Origin of the sequence: Flavobacterium sp., assembly GCF_004295795.1 — a bacterium.
Classification (GTDB): domain Bacteria; phylum Bacteroidota; class Bacteroidia; order Flavobacteriales; family Flavobacteriaceae; genus Flavobacterium.
The window spans coordinates 18333-39201 of record NZ_SEBR01000036.1 but is presented as its reverse complement, the minus strand read 5'-3'; the positions used below and the strand labels follow the sequence as shown (position 1 = coordinate 39201).

Below are 20869 nucleotides of genomic sequence, written 5' to 3'. Positions count from 1 at the left end.
ACTTTTGCGGCGAGGCAAACCGAGGAACGAGGTTCACTGAATCCTTTAAAAAACAATAAAAATCAATGAAGTAAAAGTAAGCCCCGCTGGCAGGCGACGAATCAAAATCAAAGCAGGCGACGGCGCAGCCGGCGAAAATCACCAAACGAGCGAAGCTCGTTCTTTGCGGCTCGAGAGTGAGCGAGATTTCCGGTTACACAGAAGATTATGAAGGAAAAAGATCTTGCGGATAAAAGAAATAGCCCGGATGACGGCAACTAGCCTTTTGCAGAAAAAACCGAATTTTTTTAAGTTTAAAACAGCGACCGCAGGAAGCTCGTTTTAAACCCTAGAAAAACCGGTTTTTGCAAAAAAGCTAGTGCCATTCAGCCGGATAAAGCTCCCAAAAAAAAACAAAACCACCACTAAAAATAACAGTTTGGCAAAACTTTGAAAACACGCCAAACGCAGTTTATCCCTAAATTGCGCGCAAACAAAAAGTCATGTCTGACAAAAAAAAACGCAATATCCTGATCGCTCCGCTAAATTGGGGATTGGGTCACGCAACGCGTTGCATTCCTATTATCAGAGCTTTGTCGGAAAATGGCTATACGCCTATCATCGCCTCGGATGGCGTTGCTTTGGAGATTCTCAAAAAGGAATTTCCTGATCTGAAAGCGCTTGAATTGCCATCTTATAAAATCGAGTATCCGAAAGACGGGGAAGATTTCAAGTGGAAAATGATCAAAGGCATGCCGCGAATGCTTGAAGCGATCATGGACGAAAAGAAACTCATCAAGCGTTGGGTGCGCGATTACAATTTGCAGGGCGTGATTTCGGACAACCGTCTGGGCGTGATTTCGAAGAAAGTGCCGAGTGTTTTCATCACGCATCAATTGAACGTTTTGACCGGAAACACGAGCTGGCTGACAGGCAGATTACATAGAAAAATCATCAAGAAATACACCGAATGTTGGGTTCCGGATTTTGAGGAAAAGCCGAATTTGACCGGAAAACTCGGGCATTTGAAAAAGCCGGATTTCGATATCAGATACATCGGGCCGCTGAGTCGGTTGGCAAAAAAGGAGCTTCCGAAGAAAAATGATCTTATGGTTTTGCTTTCGGGTCCGGAACCGCAGCGCACTTTGCTCGAGAACAGGTTGAAGAACGAGGTGAAATTGTTTGGGAAGAAAGTGCTTTTCGTAAAAGGGAAAGTCGAATCGGAACAAAAATCGGAACAATGCGGGAACGTGCTTTATTACAATTTCATGACCTCATCGGAACTGGAAACTGCCGTGAACGAAAGCGAAATGGTGCTTTGCCGTTCTGGTTACACGACCGTGATGGATTTGGCGCAACTGCACAAAAAGTGCTTCTTTATCCCGACGCCGGGCCAATACGAGCAGGAATATCTGGCAAAAAAACTCAAGAAAGACGGATTGGTTCCTTATGCGAAACAGGACGAATTCAGGATCGAGAATCTGCTTGAAATCGACTTGTACCAAGGCTTGCCACACACGCAAACCGACATTCACTGGAAAAACCTATTTTGCCTTTTTGAGAGTGAATGAGAATTCGGAACCTTTTCTAAATTCGCTTTTGACGAAAATCTTCTCGTCGTGAGCTTCGATCAGGTGTTTTACGATTGACAGCCCGAGGCCGGAACCGCCGGCGTCACGCGATCCGCTTTTGTCTACGCGGAAGAATCGCTCGAACAGACGCGGAATGTATTTGGCTTCGATGCCTTCGCCGTCGTCTGAAATCCTTACGATCACTTTTTCGCTGGTCAATTCTTCGATCGACACTTCGGTTGAGCCTTTGTCGCTTCCGTATTTGATGGAATTCATGACGAGGTTGATGACGACTTGCTCGATTTTTTCAGGATCGCCGACGACTTTTATCGGTTTGGAATACCGCTGGTCGAACGAAAGCAGAATGTCTTTTTTGGTGGATTCGATTTCCAGCAGATCGAACACGTTCTGAACCAATTTCACGATGTCGAACTCGACGGTTTCAAGATTGATGTCGCCCATTTCGAGCTTGGCGATCATGTCGAGGTCGTTCACGATGTAAATGAGACGCTCGACGCCTTTTTCGGCTCTTTCGAGGTATTTTTTCCTCACGTTTTTGTCGGCCATCGCTCCGTCCAAAAGCGTGGAAAGGTAACCTTGAACCGTGAAAAGCGGCGTTTTGAGTTCGTGGGAAACGTTGCCGAGAAATTCGCGGCGGTAATCTTCACGCATCCTGAGCATTTCGATCTCGACTTTTTTGTCTGTTGCGAATTTTTTCACTTCACGTGTCAAAGTCGCCATGTCGGTCGTGACGTGTTGGCCCTGGAACGAGCTCGCGTCGAGAAACGAAACGTCGTCGTAAATCTTCTTGACGCGTCGGTAAATGAATCTTTCGACGCGATACTGAAGTACGAAAAAAGAAAATGCGCCCACCATGAGCGCAAAATATAAACAGGCAATGACGTTAAAAACATCGGTCAGCCATAAAACCGCTCCCATCAAAAGTGTTGAAAAAAGCGTGATGTACAAAGACGATTTTACGGCGAACCGATAGGATTTCTTAAACTGTATCGACATTAAACTTCAATCTTGTAACCTACGCCTTTGATGGTTTTGAACAATTCCTCGCCGATTTTCTCGCGCAGTTTCCTGATGTGGACGTCAATCGTTCGCCCGCCGACTATCACTTCGTTGCCCCAAACCTTGTCGAGGATTTCTTCTCTTTTGAATACTTTGCCGGGTTTGGAAGCCAAAAGGTAGAACAATTCGAATTCCTTTCTTGGAAGAATGATCTCGGTTCCGTCCTTGATGATCTTGTATTCCTCTCGGTTGATCTCGATGTTCCCGACGTTCAGCGTCTCTGAATTCTTGCCGTCGTCTTTGAGTCTGCGAAGCAAGGCTTTCACTTTCGAGACGAGCAATTTCGGTTTGATGGGTTTCGTGATATAGTCGTCCGCACCGGCGTCAAAACCGGCGACCTGGGAATAATCTTCACTTCTGGCCGTAAGGAACGTGATGATGACGTTGCTCAACTCGGGGATTTTCCGGATCGCTTCTGTAGCTTCCATGCCGTCCATTTCGGGCATCATCACATCCATAATAATAAGATGCGGTTGTTCTTTTTTGGCTTTGGCGATCGCCTCCTTACCGTTCTCGGCCGTGGAGATCTGATAACCTTCCTGTGAAAGGTTATAGCCCACGATCTCAATGATATCCGGTTCGTCGTCTACCAGTAGAATCCTAATTTCTTTTTTCTTCATCTGTAGGTGAAAAAGTTGTTTTGCGGCTCAAAAGTAAAGATAAAAAAAAGCCTTAAACCCCGATTAACAATCATTTAATCTGTTAACAATTCGGTAAACATTATCAAACCGAAACGTAACCCGTTCTTAACATTGCCCTCATAAGCGGGCGGTTACTTTGCGCCAAAATAAAAAACAGAAAAACTCATCATGAGAAAACAACTCTTAGTAGTGCTCGCGGTCTTGGCTTCGGCTTTTGCTTTTGCCCAGAAAGGTACGCTTACGGGAACCATTTCCGACAAGGACCTCAACAACGAACCGCTTCCGTTTGCGAACGTGCTCGTCAAAGGTACGACAAACGGCGTGACGACGGACGATCAGGGAAAATACTCCATTTCTTTGGAACCTGGCGCCTATGTAATCGAATTCAGTTTTTTGGGATATGAAACCGTAACCGAGAACGTGACGATCGTTGCCGGACAAACCTTGACTGTCAACAAGACGATGGGCGCGGGAAATTATACGCTTAAAGATGTTCAGGTGCAAGCGCAGACAAACCGTCAAAAGGAAAGTTCGCTTTTGCTGGAACAGAAGAATTCGGTAGAGATCAAGCAAAATATCGGAGCTCAGGAATTGGCCCGTAAAGGTGTAACCGATGTGGCTGCGGCCGTCGTGAAAACAACGGGCGTCACAAAACAAGAAGGTTCGGGAAGCATTTTCGTGCGTGGTTTGGGCGACCGATACAACGCAACTACTTTGAACGGACTTCCGATCCCGTCGAACGATGCCGAAAAGAAAAACATCGCACTTGAGATTTTTCCTACCGATATCGTGGAATATGTATCGATCGACAAAGTTTACGGATCAAAACTATACGGAGATTTCGCCGGAGGAAACGTCGACATCATCTCTAAAGAACACAGAGGAAAAGGCACTTTCAGGATCGACATCGGATCGAACGCGAACACGAACGCGATCCAGGAAAACAACTTCAGATTGCACGCAAGCCCGAACGCATCCGGTTTCGGCTTGACCGAAAAACCATCGAATGCATTGACGCAGTACAACTACGAAACTTTGAGACTGGATACCAAAAACCCTTTTGGAGGTTCGATAGGCGTTAGTGGCGGACAATCCTGGAACGTTGGAGAATCCGGGAAATTGAGCATTTTCGCCACCGGATCTTTTTCGAATGAATATCAGTCGATCACTGACGGACAGGCCAACGGAAGCATCAGTCCGACAGGCGTAATCAACAAGCGTTACGACACTTTCGAATCTTTCAATTACGCGACGAATACGACGGGAATGGCGAACATCGCCTACAAGATCAATTCGAACCACAAGATCAAATTCAACTCGCTTTTCATCAATACGAGCGACCAACAAACTGACGAGTACCGCGGTTACATCGTCGATTTGGCCAATGACGGAAACGGATTCGTGCGAATCAACACGTTCACGAAAACTTCGTTGTTCATCAACCAATTGCTTGGCGAGCACAAGTTTTCAGACCGTTTGCAACTCAATTGGGCAGGCGCGTTCAACAACGTGAAAGACGATCAGCCGGACAGGACCTGGAATACGTTCAACGAACAGACGAACGGGTTTACGATCAACTCGCAATCGGCTCCTAACAACAACCGTTATTTCCAGGATTTGACCGAAAAGGAATACAATGCCAACATTTCGGTTGACTACAAAATCTTCAAGAACGGCGAAAGCGATTACAACGGAAAATTGACACTCGGTTACAACGGACGCATGAAACAGCGCGATTTTGCCGCGACGCAATACAACTTCAAGGCAACGAATACACACCTTGGAGACATCGTTGATCCTAACAACCTCGATGCTTTTTACAACCAGACGAATTTGGACAACGGATTTTTCGAGATCTCGACTTTCCGCGGAAGCGCACAAGTTCCGGGAGCGACTCGTCCGCAAACGTATAACGGTGATTTGGATATTCACGCCGCTTTCGGATCGATCGAATATACCTTTAACCCGAACTTGACTGCCGTTATTGGATTGAGAGGCGAAATGATCAAGCAGAACATGCAATGGGATACGTCTTTGTCTCCGAATGGACAGAACGAGTTGACGAAAACGGCGATACTCCCGAATTTGATCGTGAAGTATTCGTTGAACGACAAACAGAATTTGCGTTTCGCTTTCAGCAAGACTTACACACTTCCGCAGTTCAAGGAGCGCGCGCCTTTCGCTTATGAAAGAGCTACACAGGTTTATTTCGGTAACCCGAAGTTGTACGAATCTGACAATTATAATGTGGATTTGAAATGGGAAATGTTCCCGACTTCGGACGAAGTTTTCTCTGCGACGGCTTTCGGAAAATACATCATCAACCCTATCAACGAAGCGGTCGTGAACTCTTCGACGAACGATATTTCTTATCTGAATTCCGGTGATTACGGATACGCTGCCGGTGTGGAAATCGAAGTGCGCAAGAACATCTTCAAGATCGACGAGACGAATTCAAAGCGTTTGAGCGCCGGACTTAACGTTTCTTATTTGTATACCGAACAAGAACTCGACAATGAAAAAGTGTCGGCCGAAACAGACTTGAACACAGACTTTACCGACAGCAAAAGTGCCTTCACCGGAGCGTCGAACTGGCTAGGAAATGCCGATTTGTCCTACTTCACGGAATGGAACCAAAAGCGCGCGAACATTACCGCGACTGTCGCTTACAACTTGTTTTCTGACCGTATTTACGCTTTGGGAACACAGCAAAGAGGAAATCTTGTAGACAAAAGCGTCGGAACACTTGACTTTATCATCAAGTCGAAGATCAACGAGAATCTTGGCATCGGCTTGACCGCAAGAAACCTAACCAATCCTGCCATCAAGCAGGTTCAGGAAAATCGCGGTGGCGACGTGCTTTCTCAAACGTACAAGAAAGGTTCCGGAATCAGCCTTAGCCTGAACTACACTTTCTAAATCACACCAAGTGAATAACTTACCAAAGGTCGCCTCGTGCGGCCTTTTTTGTTTAATGTTCTGGTTAAGTTCTTCATATTAAGGTAATGTAGGCTTAGGCTTATGTTAATGAAACGGTCACATCGGCTTAACGCCTTAAAGAAAAAGCCGAAGCATCTTTGCCGTACAAATTTGAACTATCAAAATCCTTACAAAGAATCTATGAAAACAACATTCAGAAAATTAATGGCTTTGGCAATTGTTGCAGCTGCTTTCGTTGGCTGTTCTGATGACGACAACAACAATACGCCATCTTCATCTTTCGTGGTTGACGCTAACAACTTCCAGGGAACAATCGCTGACGGAGAAGTACAACTTAACGCTGGCACAACTTACAAACTTACAGGCAGACTTTTGATCGCTGACGGTGCTTCACTTACTATTCCTGCGGGAACAAGAATCGAAGGAATTGGCGGAACTGCAGCTTACATCGCTGTTGCTCAAGGCGGAAAAATCTTCGTCAACGGAACTGAAAACAACCCGGTTGTAATGACTAGTGGTTTGGCAACTCCTGCAGCAGGAAACTGGGGCGGACTTGTAATTTGCGGAAAAGCTCCTATCAACCGTGTAACTGGCGGACAATCTACTGCTTCTGCAGAGGTTTCTGAACTTACTTACGGTGGAACTGTAGCTAACGACAACTCTGGTGTTATCCGTTATTTGAGAGTTGAATACGCTGGTGCAGCTTACAACCAACTAAAAGAGTTCAACGGAATTTCTTTCTTCGGAGTAGGTTCTGGAACTGTAGTGGAATATGTACAATCTATGCATGGTGCTGACGACGGGTTCGAATTCTTCGGAGGAACTGTAAACACTAAAGGTCTTGTCGCTTTCGGAAACGAAGATGATCTATTCGACTGGACTGAAGGATGGAACGGAACCAATACTGACTGGTACGGAAAAGTGGCTTTCGGAAAAGGAAACCGCGGTATCGAAGCTGACAATTACGAAGATGGTTTCGCAAACACTCCAGTATCAAACCCAACAATCACGAACTTGACGCTTATCGGAGCTGGAAGTACTGCTGATGCTACTGCTTACGCTGAAAACGACGCTATCAAATTGAGAAGAGGAACTCGTGGAATTTTCGCTAACGTAGTATTGTCAGGTTGGAAAAACGGTTTCGCACTTGAGCACGATGAAACTATCGCTGCTATCGGAACGACTTTGAAAGCTACGAATGTGTCTGTTGCTTCTGATGTAACTAACCTTACTGTTGGTAAAACTACTGCCGGAACATCTGCCAATGTAGCTGCTGCCGTAACTGAAGGTGCATCTCAAGGTGCCGGAAACGGAATTGCCGCTCCAAGCTGGACTGCAAACTGGACTACAGGTTTGTAATCACATCCAAAATCATATGAGAAACGCTCCTGAAAAGGGGCGTTTTTCATTTAAACACTTTTGATTTACAGCATTTTGATTTTGGCATCCATTTTGCAAATACTTTTGTACTTTTACCAAACCAAATTGCACCAATGAACAAAAATTACTTTTATATCATGCTTTTCGTCCTCTTTACTTCGCTAGCCTCGGCTCAGGAAGGAAAGGAACTCGGTTTCTACCCGAATCCGGTGAATACGGGCAAGATTTTCATCACGTCAAAGACATCGATGGAAAAAGAAGTCACGATTTTTAACGTGCTTGGAAAACAGGTTTTGCAACAAAATGTGAGCAAGGAACTCAATATCGCGTCGCTTCCGCCGGGTGTCTACATCGTCAAGATTCGGGAAGGTGAAGCAACAGTCACAAGAAAACTCATAATCAAATAGTTAAAATTTAGCCTCGACGAACAATCGGGGCTTTTTTAACCCAATTTTTACATAGGAAATTTTTTACCACAAATAAATCAGTTTATCTTTGCACAGAACTAAATTTGAAATGATGAAAAAAATCTACTCTCTTACATTGCTACTTGCATCTTTGGCCGGCTTTTCACAAGCCACCGATGACTTTACAGGTGCAGAAGCATCTTCGCTTACCAATAACGGATGGACGCACCACAGTGGTGTCGACGCATCTATCGGTCAAATGATCATCGTTGGCGGAAACTTGGCTTACACAGGAATCGCAAACGGCGGAAATTCTGCTATGATCGTTGCAGGGAATACTGAAGACGTAAACCGTCCTGTCGGATTTCTTACAGGAACTGTTTATTATTCTTTGATCCTTCAACTTAACAGTGCCGACGGATTGGTAGACAATGCTTCAACTGTTGGAGACTACTTCCTTTCATTGGGCGGAACTGCCGGAGCGAGCGTTACTAGTTTGCCTGCACGTCTTTACATCAAGGCTGGCTCGACTGCCGGAACTTATAACCTTGGTATCTTGAATAATAGTGGCGGTACAGTTGCTCCAACGTTTTCTACTCAAAACTTGGGAACTTCAACTGTTTTCGTTGTAGTGAAATATAATCTTACAACAAACACGGCTTCATTGTTCATCAACCCAACAGTTGGTGGAGCTGAAGGAACTGCTACAGTTACCAACAATTCCGGAACAGGAGCTGCTCCTGCTCAAATTGCGAGTGTTGCTATCCGTCAAGGCGGAACTGCTACTGCAGGAACTGGAAACCTTTTGCTTGACACTGTCCGTGTTGGGTCAACTTGGGCTTTCGTAACTGGAGGATCACTTGGAACTGCTGACAAAAGCATCGCAGGTTTGAAACTTTATCCTAACCCGGTTTCTGGTGGAACTTTGAACGTTCAAACAGATCTTGGCGATACTAAAGAAGTTGCTATCTTCGACGTTCTGGGAAAACAAGTAGCAAAAGCTACAACCGAGCAATCAGTAAACGTTTCTAACTTGAAATCAGGTGTTTACATGGTAAAAGTTACAGAAAACGGAAAAACTGCTACAAGAAAGATCGTTATCAAGTAATCGACATTTCACAATATTTAAAGCCTCGTTTTACACGGGGCTTTTTTATTTTTGTACCTCAAGCAATCTACTGTGATCTCACCAGACGACATCTTCAACATCTCCTCCCAAAAGCAATTCGAGAAAATCGCGTTGAAGGTATTTAGATACCAACATGAAAACAACTTGGTCTATCGCGAATTCTGTGATTTTTTGGGAACCGACAAACAGCAAGTGAAATCGCTCGAAGCCATTCCGTTTTTGCCGATACAGTTTTTCAAAAGCCGAGACGTCGTTACAGGAAACGATTCTGCAATAGAAACTTTCACGAGTTCGGGAACGACTGGCGCAATTACCAGTAAACACTTGGTAACCGATATTTCTTGGTACGAAAGAAGTTTCCGTCAAGCCTTTTCCCAATTCTACGGAAATATCGAAGACTACACAGTTTTGGCGCTTTTGCCGAGCTATCTCGAGCGCGAAGGTTCGTCTTTGATCTATATGGTCGCCGATCTCATAGAAGCGAGCAACAATCCCGATAGCGGCTTTTATCTGCACAATTACGAAGAACTCATCCAAAAACTCGTGAGCCTCGATGAATCGGGGAAAAACGTACTCTTGATAGGCGTGACCTATGCGCTATTGGATTTGGTCGAGAAGCAGAAATTCCAGCTCAAAAACACCGTGATTATGGAAACCGGCGGCATGAAAGGCAAGCGAAAGGAAATGATCCGAGAGGAATTGCACGAGATTTTATGCGATGGATTCGGCGTTTCGGCAATCCATTCGGAATACGGCATGACCGAACTTTTGTCACAAGCCTATTCGCTCGGCGAAGGAATTTTTGAATGTCCGAATTGGATGCAGATTTTGACGCGAGACACTGAAGACGCGCTTTCATACGTCGGCTATGGAAAAACCGGTGGCGTGAACGTGATCGATCTGGCCAACATCAATTCGTGTTCATTTATCGCCACACAAGATCTCGGCAAGAAATACCAGGACGCAAGTTTCGAGATTTTGGGTCGATTCGACAACTCTGACATTCGCGGTTGCAACCTCATGGTCTTATGAAAAAGTGGCTTTGGATCTTGCTGATTTCCGTTGGATGTTTTGGCCAACGTTCGCTCGAACTCGTTCTGGATTCGGTCAAGACCGACAATTCCGAAACCCGATTCAGAACCTTCCATATTTCATATCACATCACCAACAAGCTAAACAAACCTGCGACTTTTTTCTTGAACACGAATTTGATCGTTCCCGTTGTCGCGAGTTCCATGTCGCATTGTCCGCACCACAAACTTTACCAAAACGGAAAATCTGTAGACGTTGCGGGAATTTTCGAACAACCGACAAGAAAACTGACACCTGAGGAAAGCTGGAAACTCAATGACTCGCTGAGAAGAATTTCTGCCGATCCAAACGACTGGCGTGCGCGAATGAGCAAGAGTATAATCGAAAGCATGAAAACTTTGTCGCCCGGAGAGACGCGTCATTTCAAAATCGATTTGCGTTGGGACAAAAATCGGTATCAAAAACAGGACGAAAACGAATTTTATCTCGAACCCGACGCCAAATTTGAATTGGAACTTTCGATGCACTTGATGCGAGAAGAATTGGTCAGCCGAATGACAGCTGAAGACTACGAAAAAGCGCTGAAAGAACCTGATTTCGTCAAAGGTTGGTTTACCTCAAACAAACTTCCGATTGTTTTTTCGGACAACTGAATGAAAATTCCTATCGGACAAATTTACTTTGCCAATCCCGAAAACTGCTCGAATTTCTTGTCCAACAACGCACGCTTTCCATCTTTTTCATGCAATTGTATTTCGAGATAAGCGCGACAGTATACTAAAGCAAAATCCGGGTCAGATGGTTTGATGTACTTGAGTTTTTCCTCCCAATCTTCATCTGGAAATTTGAGTTCATAAAGCGCTTTTCCAGATTTATGGAACCGTTCCAAATCCTCATAATACAACCACTCCGGCATAAAATAAACCTCGAATACTTTCCCGAACTGCGTTCTGGAAAAACGTTCTTTATCGGTGGTTTTGCCCAGGAAAAACCAAATGTAAACCATAAGGCCGATCATCGCCAAGATCAGCAACGAAAGCGTCCAATTCGTCTCGTAAGACTGAGAATTGGCGACCAACATAATTATCAACGCCGGAACGGTCAGAATCCTAAGGTAAGAAGCGACAATGCTCGCGGTGTTTTTCGGAATCTCGAAACCGTAACGTCCGCCCAAAGTCTCTTTTTTGGTGACGAACATAGACATCGTCGGGAAAAGCGGAATTCCCAATACAAACATTTTTGTTGCGATATATTGCCCGTTTTGGGTTTTGGTCTGGCCTGCGAAAAGCGTTCCTATTATAATGCTCATTTTGCTTTTTGTTTCGTCGGGCGCAAAACTAGTTTTTTGATTTGATGCTGCAAACCGTTTTGTGTTAAAGGTTTAGTTTTGTTACCCGACGAACAAATCCGCATTTAGGATTCGCATTTTTACAGATTTTATCCTACAACTCGCCTTTTTGGCTGGAATCGAATTCCACCATCCACTCTATCCCGTATTTGTCCCTGAACATTCCAAAGTACGAACCCCAAGGACTGTCCGCGATCGGCATTTCGACTTGTCCGCCTTGTGAAAGTGCGTTGTATAAGTTGTCTGCTTCTTCCCGACTTTCCGCGCTTACCGAAATTTTGCTCCTGTTCTCATTTTCGTCGACTTTTCCCATGAATTCCGGAACATCGTTCGCCATCAAAACGTTTGTCTTTCCGATCGGTAAAGCGATGTGCATGATCTTGTTTTCCTCTTTTTCGTCTACCTGAAAATCTGCGCTGGCGATGTCCTTGAATCGGATGATTTTTGAGAATTCTCCGCCAAATGCCGCTTTGTAAAAGTTGAACGCTTCTTCCGCATTCCCATTGAAGTTGATGTGTGGGTTGATAATTGCCATATTTTTCTAGATTTTACGAGCTTGAGATTTTTCGGATACTTTCCGCTCGAGTGAGTACTGAATGATTTGTTATAATTCAAAAGTATTCTTTAAAAGTAAGGCAGATGCGGTACAAAAACGCAAAAAGACGGTGCCGTTTGCGACAGAAGCGATTTACCGAATCCGGATGAAATCAAAAAAGCCACAACGCACGAACGAACCTGTCATTCATGAGTTGTGGCCCAAGAGTTTCTTCGGATGCAAATCCTTAGTTCGGCGAAACTTACACGAATCGCAACACGAAATAATTCTTTTTGCCGCGTTGCAACAGCACGAATGTTCCGTTTATCAGATCAGATTCAGACAACAAAAATCCGTCGGCGACCTTTTCGCGGTTCACCGAAATCGAGTTTTCCTGCAAAGCGCGTCTCGCCTCGCCGTTCGACTTCATGAATCCTGATTTCTCGTTCATGACTGTCACGATATCCAAACCTTCAACCAAGTCCGATTTCGCGATTTCGGCCTGTGGTACGCCATCGAAAATTTCCAAAAACGTCTGTTCGTCCAGTGCTTTCAAATCGTCGGCAGTCGAGTTTCCGAACAAGATATTCGAAGCTTTCATCGCTTTTTCAAGTTCTTCTCTGGAATGGACGAAAGTCGTAATCTCTTCGGCCAAACGCTTCTGCAAAACACGCAAATGTGGCGCCTGACGGTGCTCTTCCACCAAAGCGTCGATCGTTTCCTTGTCCAAGAACGTAAAGATCTTGATGTACTTTTCGGCATCTTCGTCCGAAACATTTACCCAAAACTGGTAGAATTTGTAAACCGATGTCTTGTCGGCGTCAAGCCAAACATTCCCGCCTTCCGATTTCCCGAATTTCGAACCGTCGGCCTTCGTGACAAGCGGCGTCGTCAGTGCGTAAGCTTTGGCTTCGTGTCCGTTCATTCTTCTCACCAATTCGGTTCCCGTCGTGATATTTCCCCATTGATCCGATCCGCCCATTTGCAGCACGCAATTGTGGGTTTTGTGCAGATGGTAAAAATCGTAACCTTGGATCAATTGGTATGTGAATTCGGTAAACGACATACCATCGCCCACTTCGCCCGTCAAACGCTTCTTGACCGAATCCTTGGCCATCATATAATTCACGGTAATTCTCTTGCCCACGTCGCGCACGAAGTCGAGGAAAGAAAATTCCTTCATCCAATCGTAATTGTTCACCAAAACCGGAGCTTGCGCATCCGATGCATCGAAATCCAGAAAACGCGACAAAACGCTTTTGATTCCCGCGACATTCTTGGCCAAAGCAGCTTCGTCAAGCAAATTCCTTTCGTCAGATTTCCCCGAAGGATCGCCAATCATGCCCGTGGCGCCTCCAACCAAAGCCAGCGGTTTGTGTCCAAAACGACGCAAATGACACAACAAAATGATTTGCACCATCGACCCGATGTGAAGCGAATCGGCAGTAGGATCGAACCCAATATAAGCCGTGGTCGCCTCTTTCAAAAGTTGCTCTTCTGTTCCCGGCATGGCATCGTGGTACAATCCGCGCCACTTGAGTTCTTCTACTAGATTTTTCATTTTTGAATAATTTTGGGCAAAAATAGGGGTTTTTGTAGCAACGAGTTGCTATGGGGTTATATTCTATTTTTTTTGAGGAGCTGTCGCCTGCCAGCGGGGCTTACTTTTGCCTCGCCGCAAAAGTAACAAAAAGGCTCGCGGCACGACCGATTTTGGCGACCTGACAGCCTTGGAAATTCGGGAATTAAAGGAACTCGCGGGAGAGTTTTTGTGTAACGACTCATTTTTTGGGTCGCTCAAACAACCTTTAATTCCGCGAATTTCCAAGACGTCAGGTGCCCGCCAAAACGCTCAAATGCCGGACTGATCGGAAAGTGTCTATTGACATTTTTCCTCCGCTGTCGCTTTGGAAAAATGTGTCTCCGAAACACCTTTTTTGCCTCAATCGCCAGAATCATTTCCATAACGTCGTCACCGGAAACTTCCGGCTTCGAAAACCCGTGTTCCAAAACGTAAAAATTTCTTCCAACGCCGCGTTTTCACAAACCTCAAAGGTCTTAAAACCTTTGAGGTTTAATGCTGTAAAAACCCAAGATTCCCAATCAAAGCCAACCGATTGTCTCCGTCAAAGACACACCTGTTTTTTTTTCATTTCCGAATTTTTGGGGCTGTCAGGTCGCGTTTTTGGTTCAGCCGCAAGGCATTTTTGGTTCTTTTGTTGCCAGACAAAAGAACTCCCCGCCGGACAGGCGACGAATCAAATTCAAAGCAAGCGACGGCGCAGCCGGCGAAAAACACCAAACGAGCGCAGCTCGTTCTTTGCGGCTCGAGAGCTAAAAAGTTTAGGTGACACAGGAAATAATAGAGAGAAAACATTTTGCGGCTAAAAGATTTAGCCCGGATGCGGGCAACTAGCCTTTCGCAGAAAAAACCAAATTTTTCTAGATTTAAAACAGCGACCGCAGGAAGCTCGTTTTAAACCTTAGAAAAACTGGTTTTTTAAAGAAAGCTAGTGCCACGTAGCCGGAAAAAGCTCAAAAAAAATTACAACTGAATCTGCCGCTCAATCTGAGTGTCAAGCGAAATAAAAGTTTCGGTTCTCGAGACGCCTTGAATCGGCTGGATCTTCTTGTTAAGAAGCTGCATCAAGTGCTCATTGTCGCGACAAATGATCTTGATAAGAATCGACCAATTCCCAGTGGTGTAATGACATTCAAGCACTTCAGGGATTTTCTTGAGTTCGCGAACGGCTTCCGAATTGCTCGAGGCCTTATCGAGATAAATGCCCACGAAAGCCATTGTCGAATAACCCAAAACCTTCGTATTTACGACGAATTTTGAGCCCGAAATCACGCCGGCTTGTTCCAATTTTTTAAGGCGTTGATGAATCGCTGCTCCCGAAATCCCGATTTTGTTGGCGATTTGAAGTATCGGTTTTCTCGCGTCTTCCATGAGGTCGCGCAGGATTTCCTTGTCGATGCCGTCGATTTCAAGTTGAAGGGAATTGATTTTCATGACTTGTCGTTTGAAAGCCAATTTAGTGATTTCGGTTTACGTTTGAAACCCTTATTTCGAATTTAGTTCCGATTGATATTTCTGCAAAAGATCGATTATCGCGTAAAAAGTCCGCATGCCTTCTTTATCATGGAAGTTCGTGTTCACGACCATATAACGCGCAATTTTGGTCTTCGGATCAAAGAACAACATACTCGAAACGCCCGGATCGCCGCCCGTATGACCAATCAATCCGGTATATCCGAATCCCATGAAAATTCCTACGTTATAAGATTCGCTGTAAGGATTTTTTTCGTTCCTTTCCTTGAAATTCGCGGCTTTTAACTGCGGTCGGAAGTATTCCGCATAACTTTCCCTCGACAGAATTTTTCCTTTTCCCTCATATCCATTTATTAATTCCGACATAAATTTCGACATATCGTCGGCCGAGGTGATGAAGTTTCCATCGGGATAGGTCGTAAGCGTGTAAAATGGCAAAGGCGATTTCGGATCGGCATACAATCTGGAATATGACTTGAAATCGACCATAGAAAAATCCCAACCCGAATGGTTCATTTTCAAAGGTTTCAAAATGTATTTTTCGGTGAAAGTTGCAAACGGAATCTTGACTGATTGCGCCACGACGATAGCCGCCAAAGCTGTCGCCGTATTCGAATATTCGTAGAATTCGCCCGGTTTTCCCACGTAAATAGCTTCAGTAAAATAGCTTCCGTCAATCGTCAGAACGGCTTTCAGATAGTTTTCCAAAGTCAAGGCTTCAGACCGCGGAATGAACTTTTGCCCATCGTACTCAAGCGGCAAACCTTCCAGGTCTTGATCCGGTTTTATGAAATAGTTTTTGTTCAGGTAAACATCGGTGTCGACGATCGAAGACGTGTGCGTGGCCAATTGGCGAACCGTGATCGGAACATTCGGAAACTTCGGATTCACAACCTTAAAAGGCAAGTAATTGTTGACGTCGTCATCGAGTTTCAATTTGCCCAATTCGACCGCTTTCATGATCGCGATCCCAACCAAAGGTTTGGAAACCGATCCTATATTTTGGATGGTTTTGTCCGAATAAAATTTCCGGGACGCAACGTCAGAATACCCGAAACCTTTCGAGTACAATTTCCCTTTTTCCGATGCGATGGCGACCGAAAAACCATTGAAAGTTCCAAGTTTAACAATCGAATCCAACGCTTTCGTGAGCGCTTTTTCGGCTTGACCGGCTTTATTTTCCTGACAAAATCCCACGGAAAAAACTAAAGTCGCAAGCGCGCACAGCAGATTTTTCATCAGTTCAATTTATCGGGGTTGTAGCCGATGTATGGCATTTCGGTTTCCTTGAAAATCACTCCGAATTGCTCGAGTTCGGCCAAGATCGGTTCGTAGACTTCTTTTGTGATGGGAAGTTGGACGCCCGGCGTGGTTATTTTTTCGTTCAGGATCGCCAAAGTTGCCATCGCAACAGGCAATCCGACGGTTTTCGCCATCGCTGTAAAAGTTTGGTCGTCTCCGATGCAAACCATTTTCGAGTCGATCTGATGTTGTTTTCCGTCGATCTCGTATCCGAATTTGTGATACATCACGATCATGTCTTTGTCGGCCGGATTCAACGTCCATTTTTCGGACAAAATCCTTTCGAGAATCTGCGCCGGCGTGGCATTTTTGACTCCCACGATCTTCTTCGGATTGAAAATATCCAACTCCAGCAGTTTGTCCCAAATGATGTCGTCCTGCTCGATCCCGAGTTGCAAGCGAAGCTTGATTTCCACAGAATCGGTTGGATGATATGGCAGGAAAAGGTTTACGAATTCCCGGAAAGAAATCGTCTCGGAATTGTCGATCACGTAAGAATCATCGGTCATTCCAAGCTGAACAAAAACGTTCCAGGCGCGCGAATAACCAACGCGACGGATCGTTCCGCGGTAAAGCGTCAACACATCGTCCAAACCGTAAACGCTCTTGTATTTCAGCGAATCGCGGTTGGCGTAACCCTCAAATTTTCCGTAACCTTCGACCTCGAAAAACTCCGTGCGGCGAAACAATTTGTGATACGGAATGTACTTGTATTTTCCTTCCTGGATGAATTTTGCCGCTCCGCCTTGTCCGGCCAAAACGACGTTTCTTGGCGCCCAAGTGAACTTGTAATTCCATAGGTTGTCGTCTGATTCGGGCGCGACCAATCCGCCACAAAACGATTCGAACAACAGCATTTTGCCGCCTTTTTCGCGAATCTCGTCAATGACTTTCATCGCGCTCATATGGTCAATTCCGGGATCGAGCCCGATTTCGTTCATAAAAACCAGGTTCGCCGCCCTCGCCGCTTCGTCCAGACTTGCCATCGCTTCACTGATATAAGACGCGGTGACCATGTGTTTTTTGAGTACGATGCAATCTTTGGCGACCTCGATGTGCATGTGCGCCGGAAGCATCGAAATGACTATATCTGACTTTTCGATTTCTGACATCCGCTGGACTTTGTCGTTGATGTCGAGTGCGATAGGTGTTGCGTTTTCGTGCCCGTTGGCCTTCTTTTTGGCGAGTTCCAAAGACAGGTCGCCTATGGTCAAATGCAGGTTTTCCACATCTGATTTTTCCAACAAATAGCGTATGAGTGACGAAGCCGAACGTCCGGCTCCTATTATAAGGATGTTTCTCATTTTTGAAATACTAGTGCGCCAAAGGTAAACGCAGCGCCATTAAAAACAAAATATGTGTTGGTTTGGAGTAAATTTGTGCAAAATTCTTACTAATGGACAGAAAACTGCTTATCGCCGGAACTTTCTTCGGCATGACCGCAATCGTTTTGGGCGCATTTGGAGCTCACGCGTTGAAAGAAATGCTTTCGACAGAGCAATTGCAAACTTTCGAAACCGGCGTGAAATATCAGATGTATCACGGATTTTTTCTGCTTTTCGTGGGAATGTATTCGGGAATATCCGCCAAGACCAAAAAAGCGATTTTCTGGCTTGTGACTATTGGAACAATTTTCTTTTCGGGATCGATTTATATGTTATCGACAGGTTTGGCAGATGGCTTTAACAAAATTATCGGACCGATAACACCTTTGGGAGGAATGTTGCTAATTGTCGGTTGGTTTGTGCTTCTCATCGATTTTTTTCGCCAAAAATCTTAAATTAACGAAATCGTTGTAGTTGATTAAAAATAATTTCTATTTTTGTCTCCGGAATCAACTACCGACCATTTTTATGGAGAATTACGCTCAAGTTACGAAATCGATTTCGCTTTCCAAGTACGGAATCGAGAATGCATCCGAAATCATCTACAATCCCAGCTACAGTCAACTGTTTGAGGACGAGCTCGATCCGGCTCTGGTCGGTTTCGAAAAAGGACAAATGTCGCACCTCGGTGCCGTGAATGTGATGACCGGCGAATTCACCGGACGTTCTCCAAAAGACAAATACATCGTAAAAGATTCGGTCACGGCCGATACGATCTGGTGGAATTCCGAACAAGCGCCAAACGACAACAAACCCATTTCCCAAGATACTTGGAACGCGCTCAAAGAAACGACGCTGAACCAACTTTCGGGAAAACGTCTTTATGTGGTCGATGCCTTTTGTGGCGCTAACGAAAATACAAGACTAAAAGTTCGCTTTATCATGGAAGTTGCCTGGCAGGCACATTTCGTGAAAAATATGTTCATCCGTCCGACAGAAGCGGAACTAGACACTTTTGGCGAGCCTGATTTCATAGTGATGAACGCGTCAAAAACCCATTTTGAAGATTACAAAGCCCACGGACTGAACTCCGAAGTTTATATCGCGTTCAATCTAACCGAGAAAATGCAATTAATTGGCGGCACTTGGTACGGAGGCGAGATGAAAAAAGGGATGTTCGCGATGATGAACTATTACCTTCCGCTGCAGGGAATCGCCTCAATGCATTGTTCGGCGAACAAAGGAAAAGACGGCGATGTCGCGGTTTTCTTCGGATTGTCGGGCACCGGAAAAACGACGCTTTCCACAGATCCGAAACGCGAATTGATCGGAGACGACGAACACGGATGGGACGAAGAAGGTGTTTTCAATTTCGAAGGCGGATGTTACGCCAAGACGATCAGCCTCAACAAAGAAGCCGAACCCGAGATTTACCAAGCCATCAAGCGCGATGCGTTGTTGGAAAATGTCACGGTCGACAACGACGGAATCATCGATTTCAACGATGGATCGGTCACGCAAAACACACGCGTCTCCTACCCGATTTACCACATCGAAAACATCGTGAAACCGGTTTCAAAAGCCGGACACGCATCAAAAGTAATTTTCCTCACGGCCGATGCTTTCGGAGTAATGCCTCCGGTTTCAAAGCTCACGCCAGAGCAGACACAATATTATTTCCTTTCAGGATTTACCGCAAAGCTTGCCGGAACGGAGCGAGGTGTAAACGAACCCCAACCGACGTTTTCCGCCTGTTTCGGCAAAGCTTTCCTAACGCTTCACCCGTCGAAATACGGAGCCGAACTCGTTAGGAAAATGGAAGATCACAATGCCACGGCCTATATGGTCAATACTGGTTGGAACGGCAGCGGCAAACGCATCTCTATCAAAGACACGCGCGCAATCATTGACAGGATTCTCGACGGATCGATCGAAAACGCTTCGATGCATGAGATTCCGGTTTTCAACCTAAGTGTTCCATATGAACTCGAAGGCGTCGACACAAACATTCTCGACCCGAGAAACACTTACGAAAATGTCCAGGAATGGGACGAAAAAGCAAATAACCTCGGAAAGCTGTTTGTACAGAATTTCCAACAATATACAGATTCGTCTGAAGCCGCAAACCTGGTGAAAGCCGGGCCGCAATTGTCTTAGTTTTTTTGATTTTTAGAGGTTACGAGGAGGCGCTGTTACACGTTAATAGCGCCTTTTCATTTTTATTTCTTTGAGCTTTATCCGGCTGCCGGGCACTAGCTTTTTTGCAAAAACCGGTTTTTCTAGGTTTAAAACGAGCTTCCTGCGGTCGCTGTTTTAAACTTAGAAAAATTCGGTTTTTTCTACAAAAGGCTAGTTGCCCGCATCCGGGCTAGGGATTGTCGTAAGACGATCCTTTTTCTTTAAAGAAATTCCTTTTTTCCGAAATCTTTTTTACTCTCGAAGCCTAGATAAAAAAGCTGCGCTTTTTTTGCTTCTTTTCGGCAGCTGCGCTGCCGCGTGCTTTGATTTTAATTCGTCGCCTGCCAGCGGGGCTTACTTTTGCCTCGCCGCAAAAGTAACAAAAAGGCGCGCGGCACGACCGATTTTGGCGACCTGACAGCCTTGGAAATTCGGAAATGAAAAAAACTCGCGGAGACTTTTTTGGTACGAGAACCTTTTTCGGTCGCTCAAACAGTTTTTCATTTCTGCGAATTTCCAAGACGTCAGGTGCCCGCCAAAACGCTCAAATGCCGGACTAATCGGAAAGGGTTGTTTGACATTTTTCCTCCGCTGTCGCTTTGGAAAAATGTGTCTCCGAACACCAAAATTCCTCAATCGCCGGAATCGTTTCCATAACGTCGTCACAGGAAACTTTGGGCTTTGAAACCCGTGTTCCAAACCATCCGGAAAAGTTTCGAAAGTTCGCGGGAAGCCGCATTTTCCTAAGACCTAACAAATCTCGGAGATTTGTTAGGTCTGGCCGAAGTTCGGGAAAAAAACCGGGATTCGATTACAGATTTTCTGTAGAAAATGTTAAGGTTTTTGATCCGAATAGTTGTTTCGCGCCAAAAGTAAAACCCGAATTCTCGATCAACGCCAAACCATTATCGCTGTTTTCCTATGGAGACAACTGGAAACTTCTACCTTCTAAAAACCTTGTTCCGAA

General features: G+C 45.1%; 18 protein-coding genes. 10 read left to right on the top strand and 8 right to left on the bottom strand.

Features of this window, described 5'->3' with window-relative positions:
• Window positions 1–482: 482 nt before the first annotated feature.
• Entirely contained in the window at window positions 483–1550 is a 1068-nt protein-coding gene (locus EOO49_RS18670) for a glycosyltransferase (RefSeq protein ID WP_290848507.1), read from the top strand.
• Here EOO49_RS18670 and EOO49_RS18665 read toward each other — a convergent pair.
• Together EOO49_RS18665 and EOO49_RS18660 are read right to left on the bottom strand one after the other, a co-directional pair.
• Entirely contained in the window at window positions 1524–2567 is a 1044-nt protein-coding gene (locus EOO49_RS18665; RefSeq protein WP_290848504.1) for an ATP-binding protein, read from the bottom strand. The genes EOO49_RS18670 and EOO49_RS18665 overlap by 27 nt on opposite strands.
• Window positions 2567–3250, bottom strand: a complete 684-nt coding sequence (locus tag EOO49_RS18660) for a response regulator transcription factor (protein WP_290848501.1) — start codon at window positions 3248–3250, stop codon at window positions 2567–2569. Before EOO49_RS18660 ends, EOO49_RS18665 begins: the two co-directional genes overlap by 1 nt.
• Before the next feature lie 189 nt (window positions 3251–3439).
• Between EOO49_RS18660 and EOO49_RS18655 the strand changes: the two genes are divergently transcribed.
• From EOO49_RS18655 to EOO49_RS18630, 6 genes are all read left to right on the top strand, one after another.
• Window positions 3440–6190: a TonB-dependent receptor gene (locus EOO49_RS18655; protein ID WP_290848499.1), complete on the top strand. Its 2751-nt coding sequence runs from the start codon at window positions 3440–3442 to the stop codon at window positions 6188–6190.
• A 201-nt stretch (window positions 6191–6391) separates the two neighbouring features.
• Window positions 6392–7570 carry a hypothetical protein gene (locus tag EOO49_RS18650; RefSeq protein WP_290848497.1) on the top strand — a complete coding sequence of 393 codons (1179 nt, stop codon included), beginning with the start codon at window positions 6392–6394 and terminating at the stop codon, window positions 7568–7570.
• Window positions 7571–7704: 134 nt separating this feature from the next.
• On the top strand, window positions 7705–7998 hold the full coding sequence (locus EOO49_RS18645) for a T9SS type A sorting domain-containing protein (RefSeq protein WP_290848495.1): 294 nt from the start codon (window positions 7705–7707) through the stop codon (window positions 7996–7998).
• Window positions 7999–8110: 112 nt separating this feature from the next.
• The gene (locus tag EOO49_RS18640; protein WP_290848493.1) at window positions 8111–9106 is read left to right on the top strand and encodes a T9SS type A sorting domain-containing protein; all 996 of its coding nucleotides are present in this window, start codon (window positions 8111–8113) and stop codon (window positions 9104–9106) included.
• 72 nt (window positions 9107–9178) lie between these two features.
• Window positions 9179–10159 carry an acyl transferase gene (locus tag EOO49_RS18635; RefSeq protein ID WP_290848491.1) on the top strand — a complete coding sequence of 327 codons (981 nt, stop codon included), beginning with the start codon at window positions 9179–9181 and terminating at the stop codon, window positions 10157–10159.
• Window positions 10156–10812 (top strand): hypothetical protein, encoded by a 657-nt coding sequence (locus tag EOO49_RS18630; RefSeq protein ID WP_290848489.1) that lies wholly within the window; start codon window positions 10156–10158, stop codon window positions 10810–10812. Before EOO49_RS18635 ends, EOO49_RS18630 begins: the two co-directional genes overlap by 4 nt.
• A 23-nt stretch (window positions 10813–10835) precedes the next feature.
• On the opposite strand, the gene EOO49_RS18625 is transcribed toward EOO49_RS18630, so the two are convergent.
• The 3 genes from EOO49_RS18625 to tyrS all read right to left on the bottom strand — a co-directional run bounded on the left by EOO49_RS18625 (window position 10836) and on the right by tyrS (window position 13603).
• The gene (locus tag EOO49_RS18625) at window positions 10836–11468 is read right to left on the bottom strand and encodes a hypothetical protein (protein WP_290848488.1); all 633 of its coding nucleotides are present in this window, start codon (window positions 11466–11468) and stop codon (window positions 10836–10838) included.
• 133 nt (window positions 11469–11601) lie between these two features.
• The gene (locus EOO49_RS18620; RefSeq protein WP_290848486.1) at window positions 11602–12042 is read right to left on the bottom strand and encodes a VOC family protein; all 441 of its coding nucleotides are present in this window, start codon (window positions 12040–12042) and stop codon (window positions 11602–11604) included.
• 262 nt (window positions 12043–12304) lie between these two features.
• On the bottom strand, window positions 12305–13603 hold the full coding sequence (tyrS, locus tag EOO49_RS18615; protein ID WP_290848484.1) for a tyrosine--tRNA ligase: 1299 nt from the start codon (window positions 13601–13603) through the stop codon (window positions 12305–12307).
• Between the two features lie 440 nt (window positions 13604–14043).
• Here tyrS and EOO49_RS18610 point away from each other — a divergent pair, with 440 nt between their 5' ends.
• Window positions 14044–14430: a hypothetical protein gene (locus tag EOO49_RS18610; RefSeq protein WP_290848482.1), complete on the top strand. Its 387-nt coding sequence runs from the start codon at window positions 14044–14046 to the stop codon at window positions 14428–14430.
• Between the two features lie 157 nt (window positions 14431–14587).
• On the opposite strand, the gene EOO49_RS18605 is transcribed toward EOO49_RS18610, so the two are convergent.
• Genes EOO49_RS18605 through EOO49_RS18595 form a run of 3 tightly spaced genes read right to left on the bottom strand, consistent with a single transcriptional unit; the run spans window position 14588 to window position 17703 of the window.
• Complete coding sequence (locus EOO49_RS18605) at window positions 14588–15058, bottom strand: Lrp/AsnC ligand binding domain-containing protein (RefSeq protein ID WP_290848480.1); 471 nt, start codon at window positions 15056–15058, stop codon at window positions 14588–14590.
• 51 nt (window positions 15059–15109) lie between these two features.
• Window positions 15110–16336, bottom strand: a complete 1227-nt coding sequence (locus EOO49_RS18600) for a serine hydrolase (protein ID WP_290848478.1) — start codon at window positions 16334–16336, stop codon at window positions 15110–15112.
• Window positions 16336–17703: a saccharopine dehydrogenase C-terminal domain-containing protein gene (locus EOO49_RS18595; RefSeq protein ID WP_290848476.1), complete on the bottom strand. Its 1368-nt coding sequence runs from the start codon at window positions 17701–17703 to the stop codon at window positions 16336–16338. Before EOO49_RS18595 ends, EOO49_RS18600 begins: the two co-directional genes overlap by 1 nt.
• Window positions 17704–17795: 92 nt before the next feature.
• Here EOO49_RS18595 and EOO49_RS18590 point away from each other — a divergent pair, with 92 nt between their 5' ends.
• Together EOO49_RS18590 and pckA are read left to right on the top strand one after the other, a co-directional pair.
• On the top strand, window positions 17796–18179 hold the full coding sequence (locus EOO49_RS18590) for a DUF423 domain-containing protein (protein WP_290848475.1): 384 nt from the start codon (window positions 17796–17798) through the stop codon (window positions 18177–18179).
• Between the two features lie 73 nt (window positions 18180–18252).
• Window positions 18253–19881 (top strand): phosphoenolpyruvate carboxykinase (ATP), encoded by a 1629-nt coding sequence (pckA, locus tag EOO49_RS18585; RefSeq protein WP_290848473.1) that lies wholly within the window; start codon window positions 18253–18255, stop codon window positions 19879–19881.
• The last annotated feature ends 988 nt before the right edge of the window (window positions 19882–20869 follow it).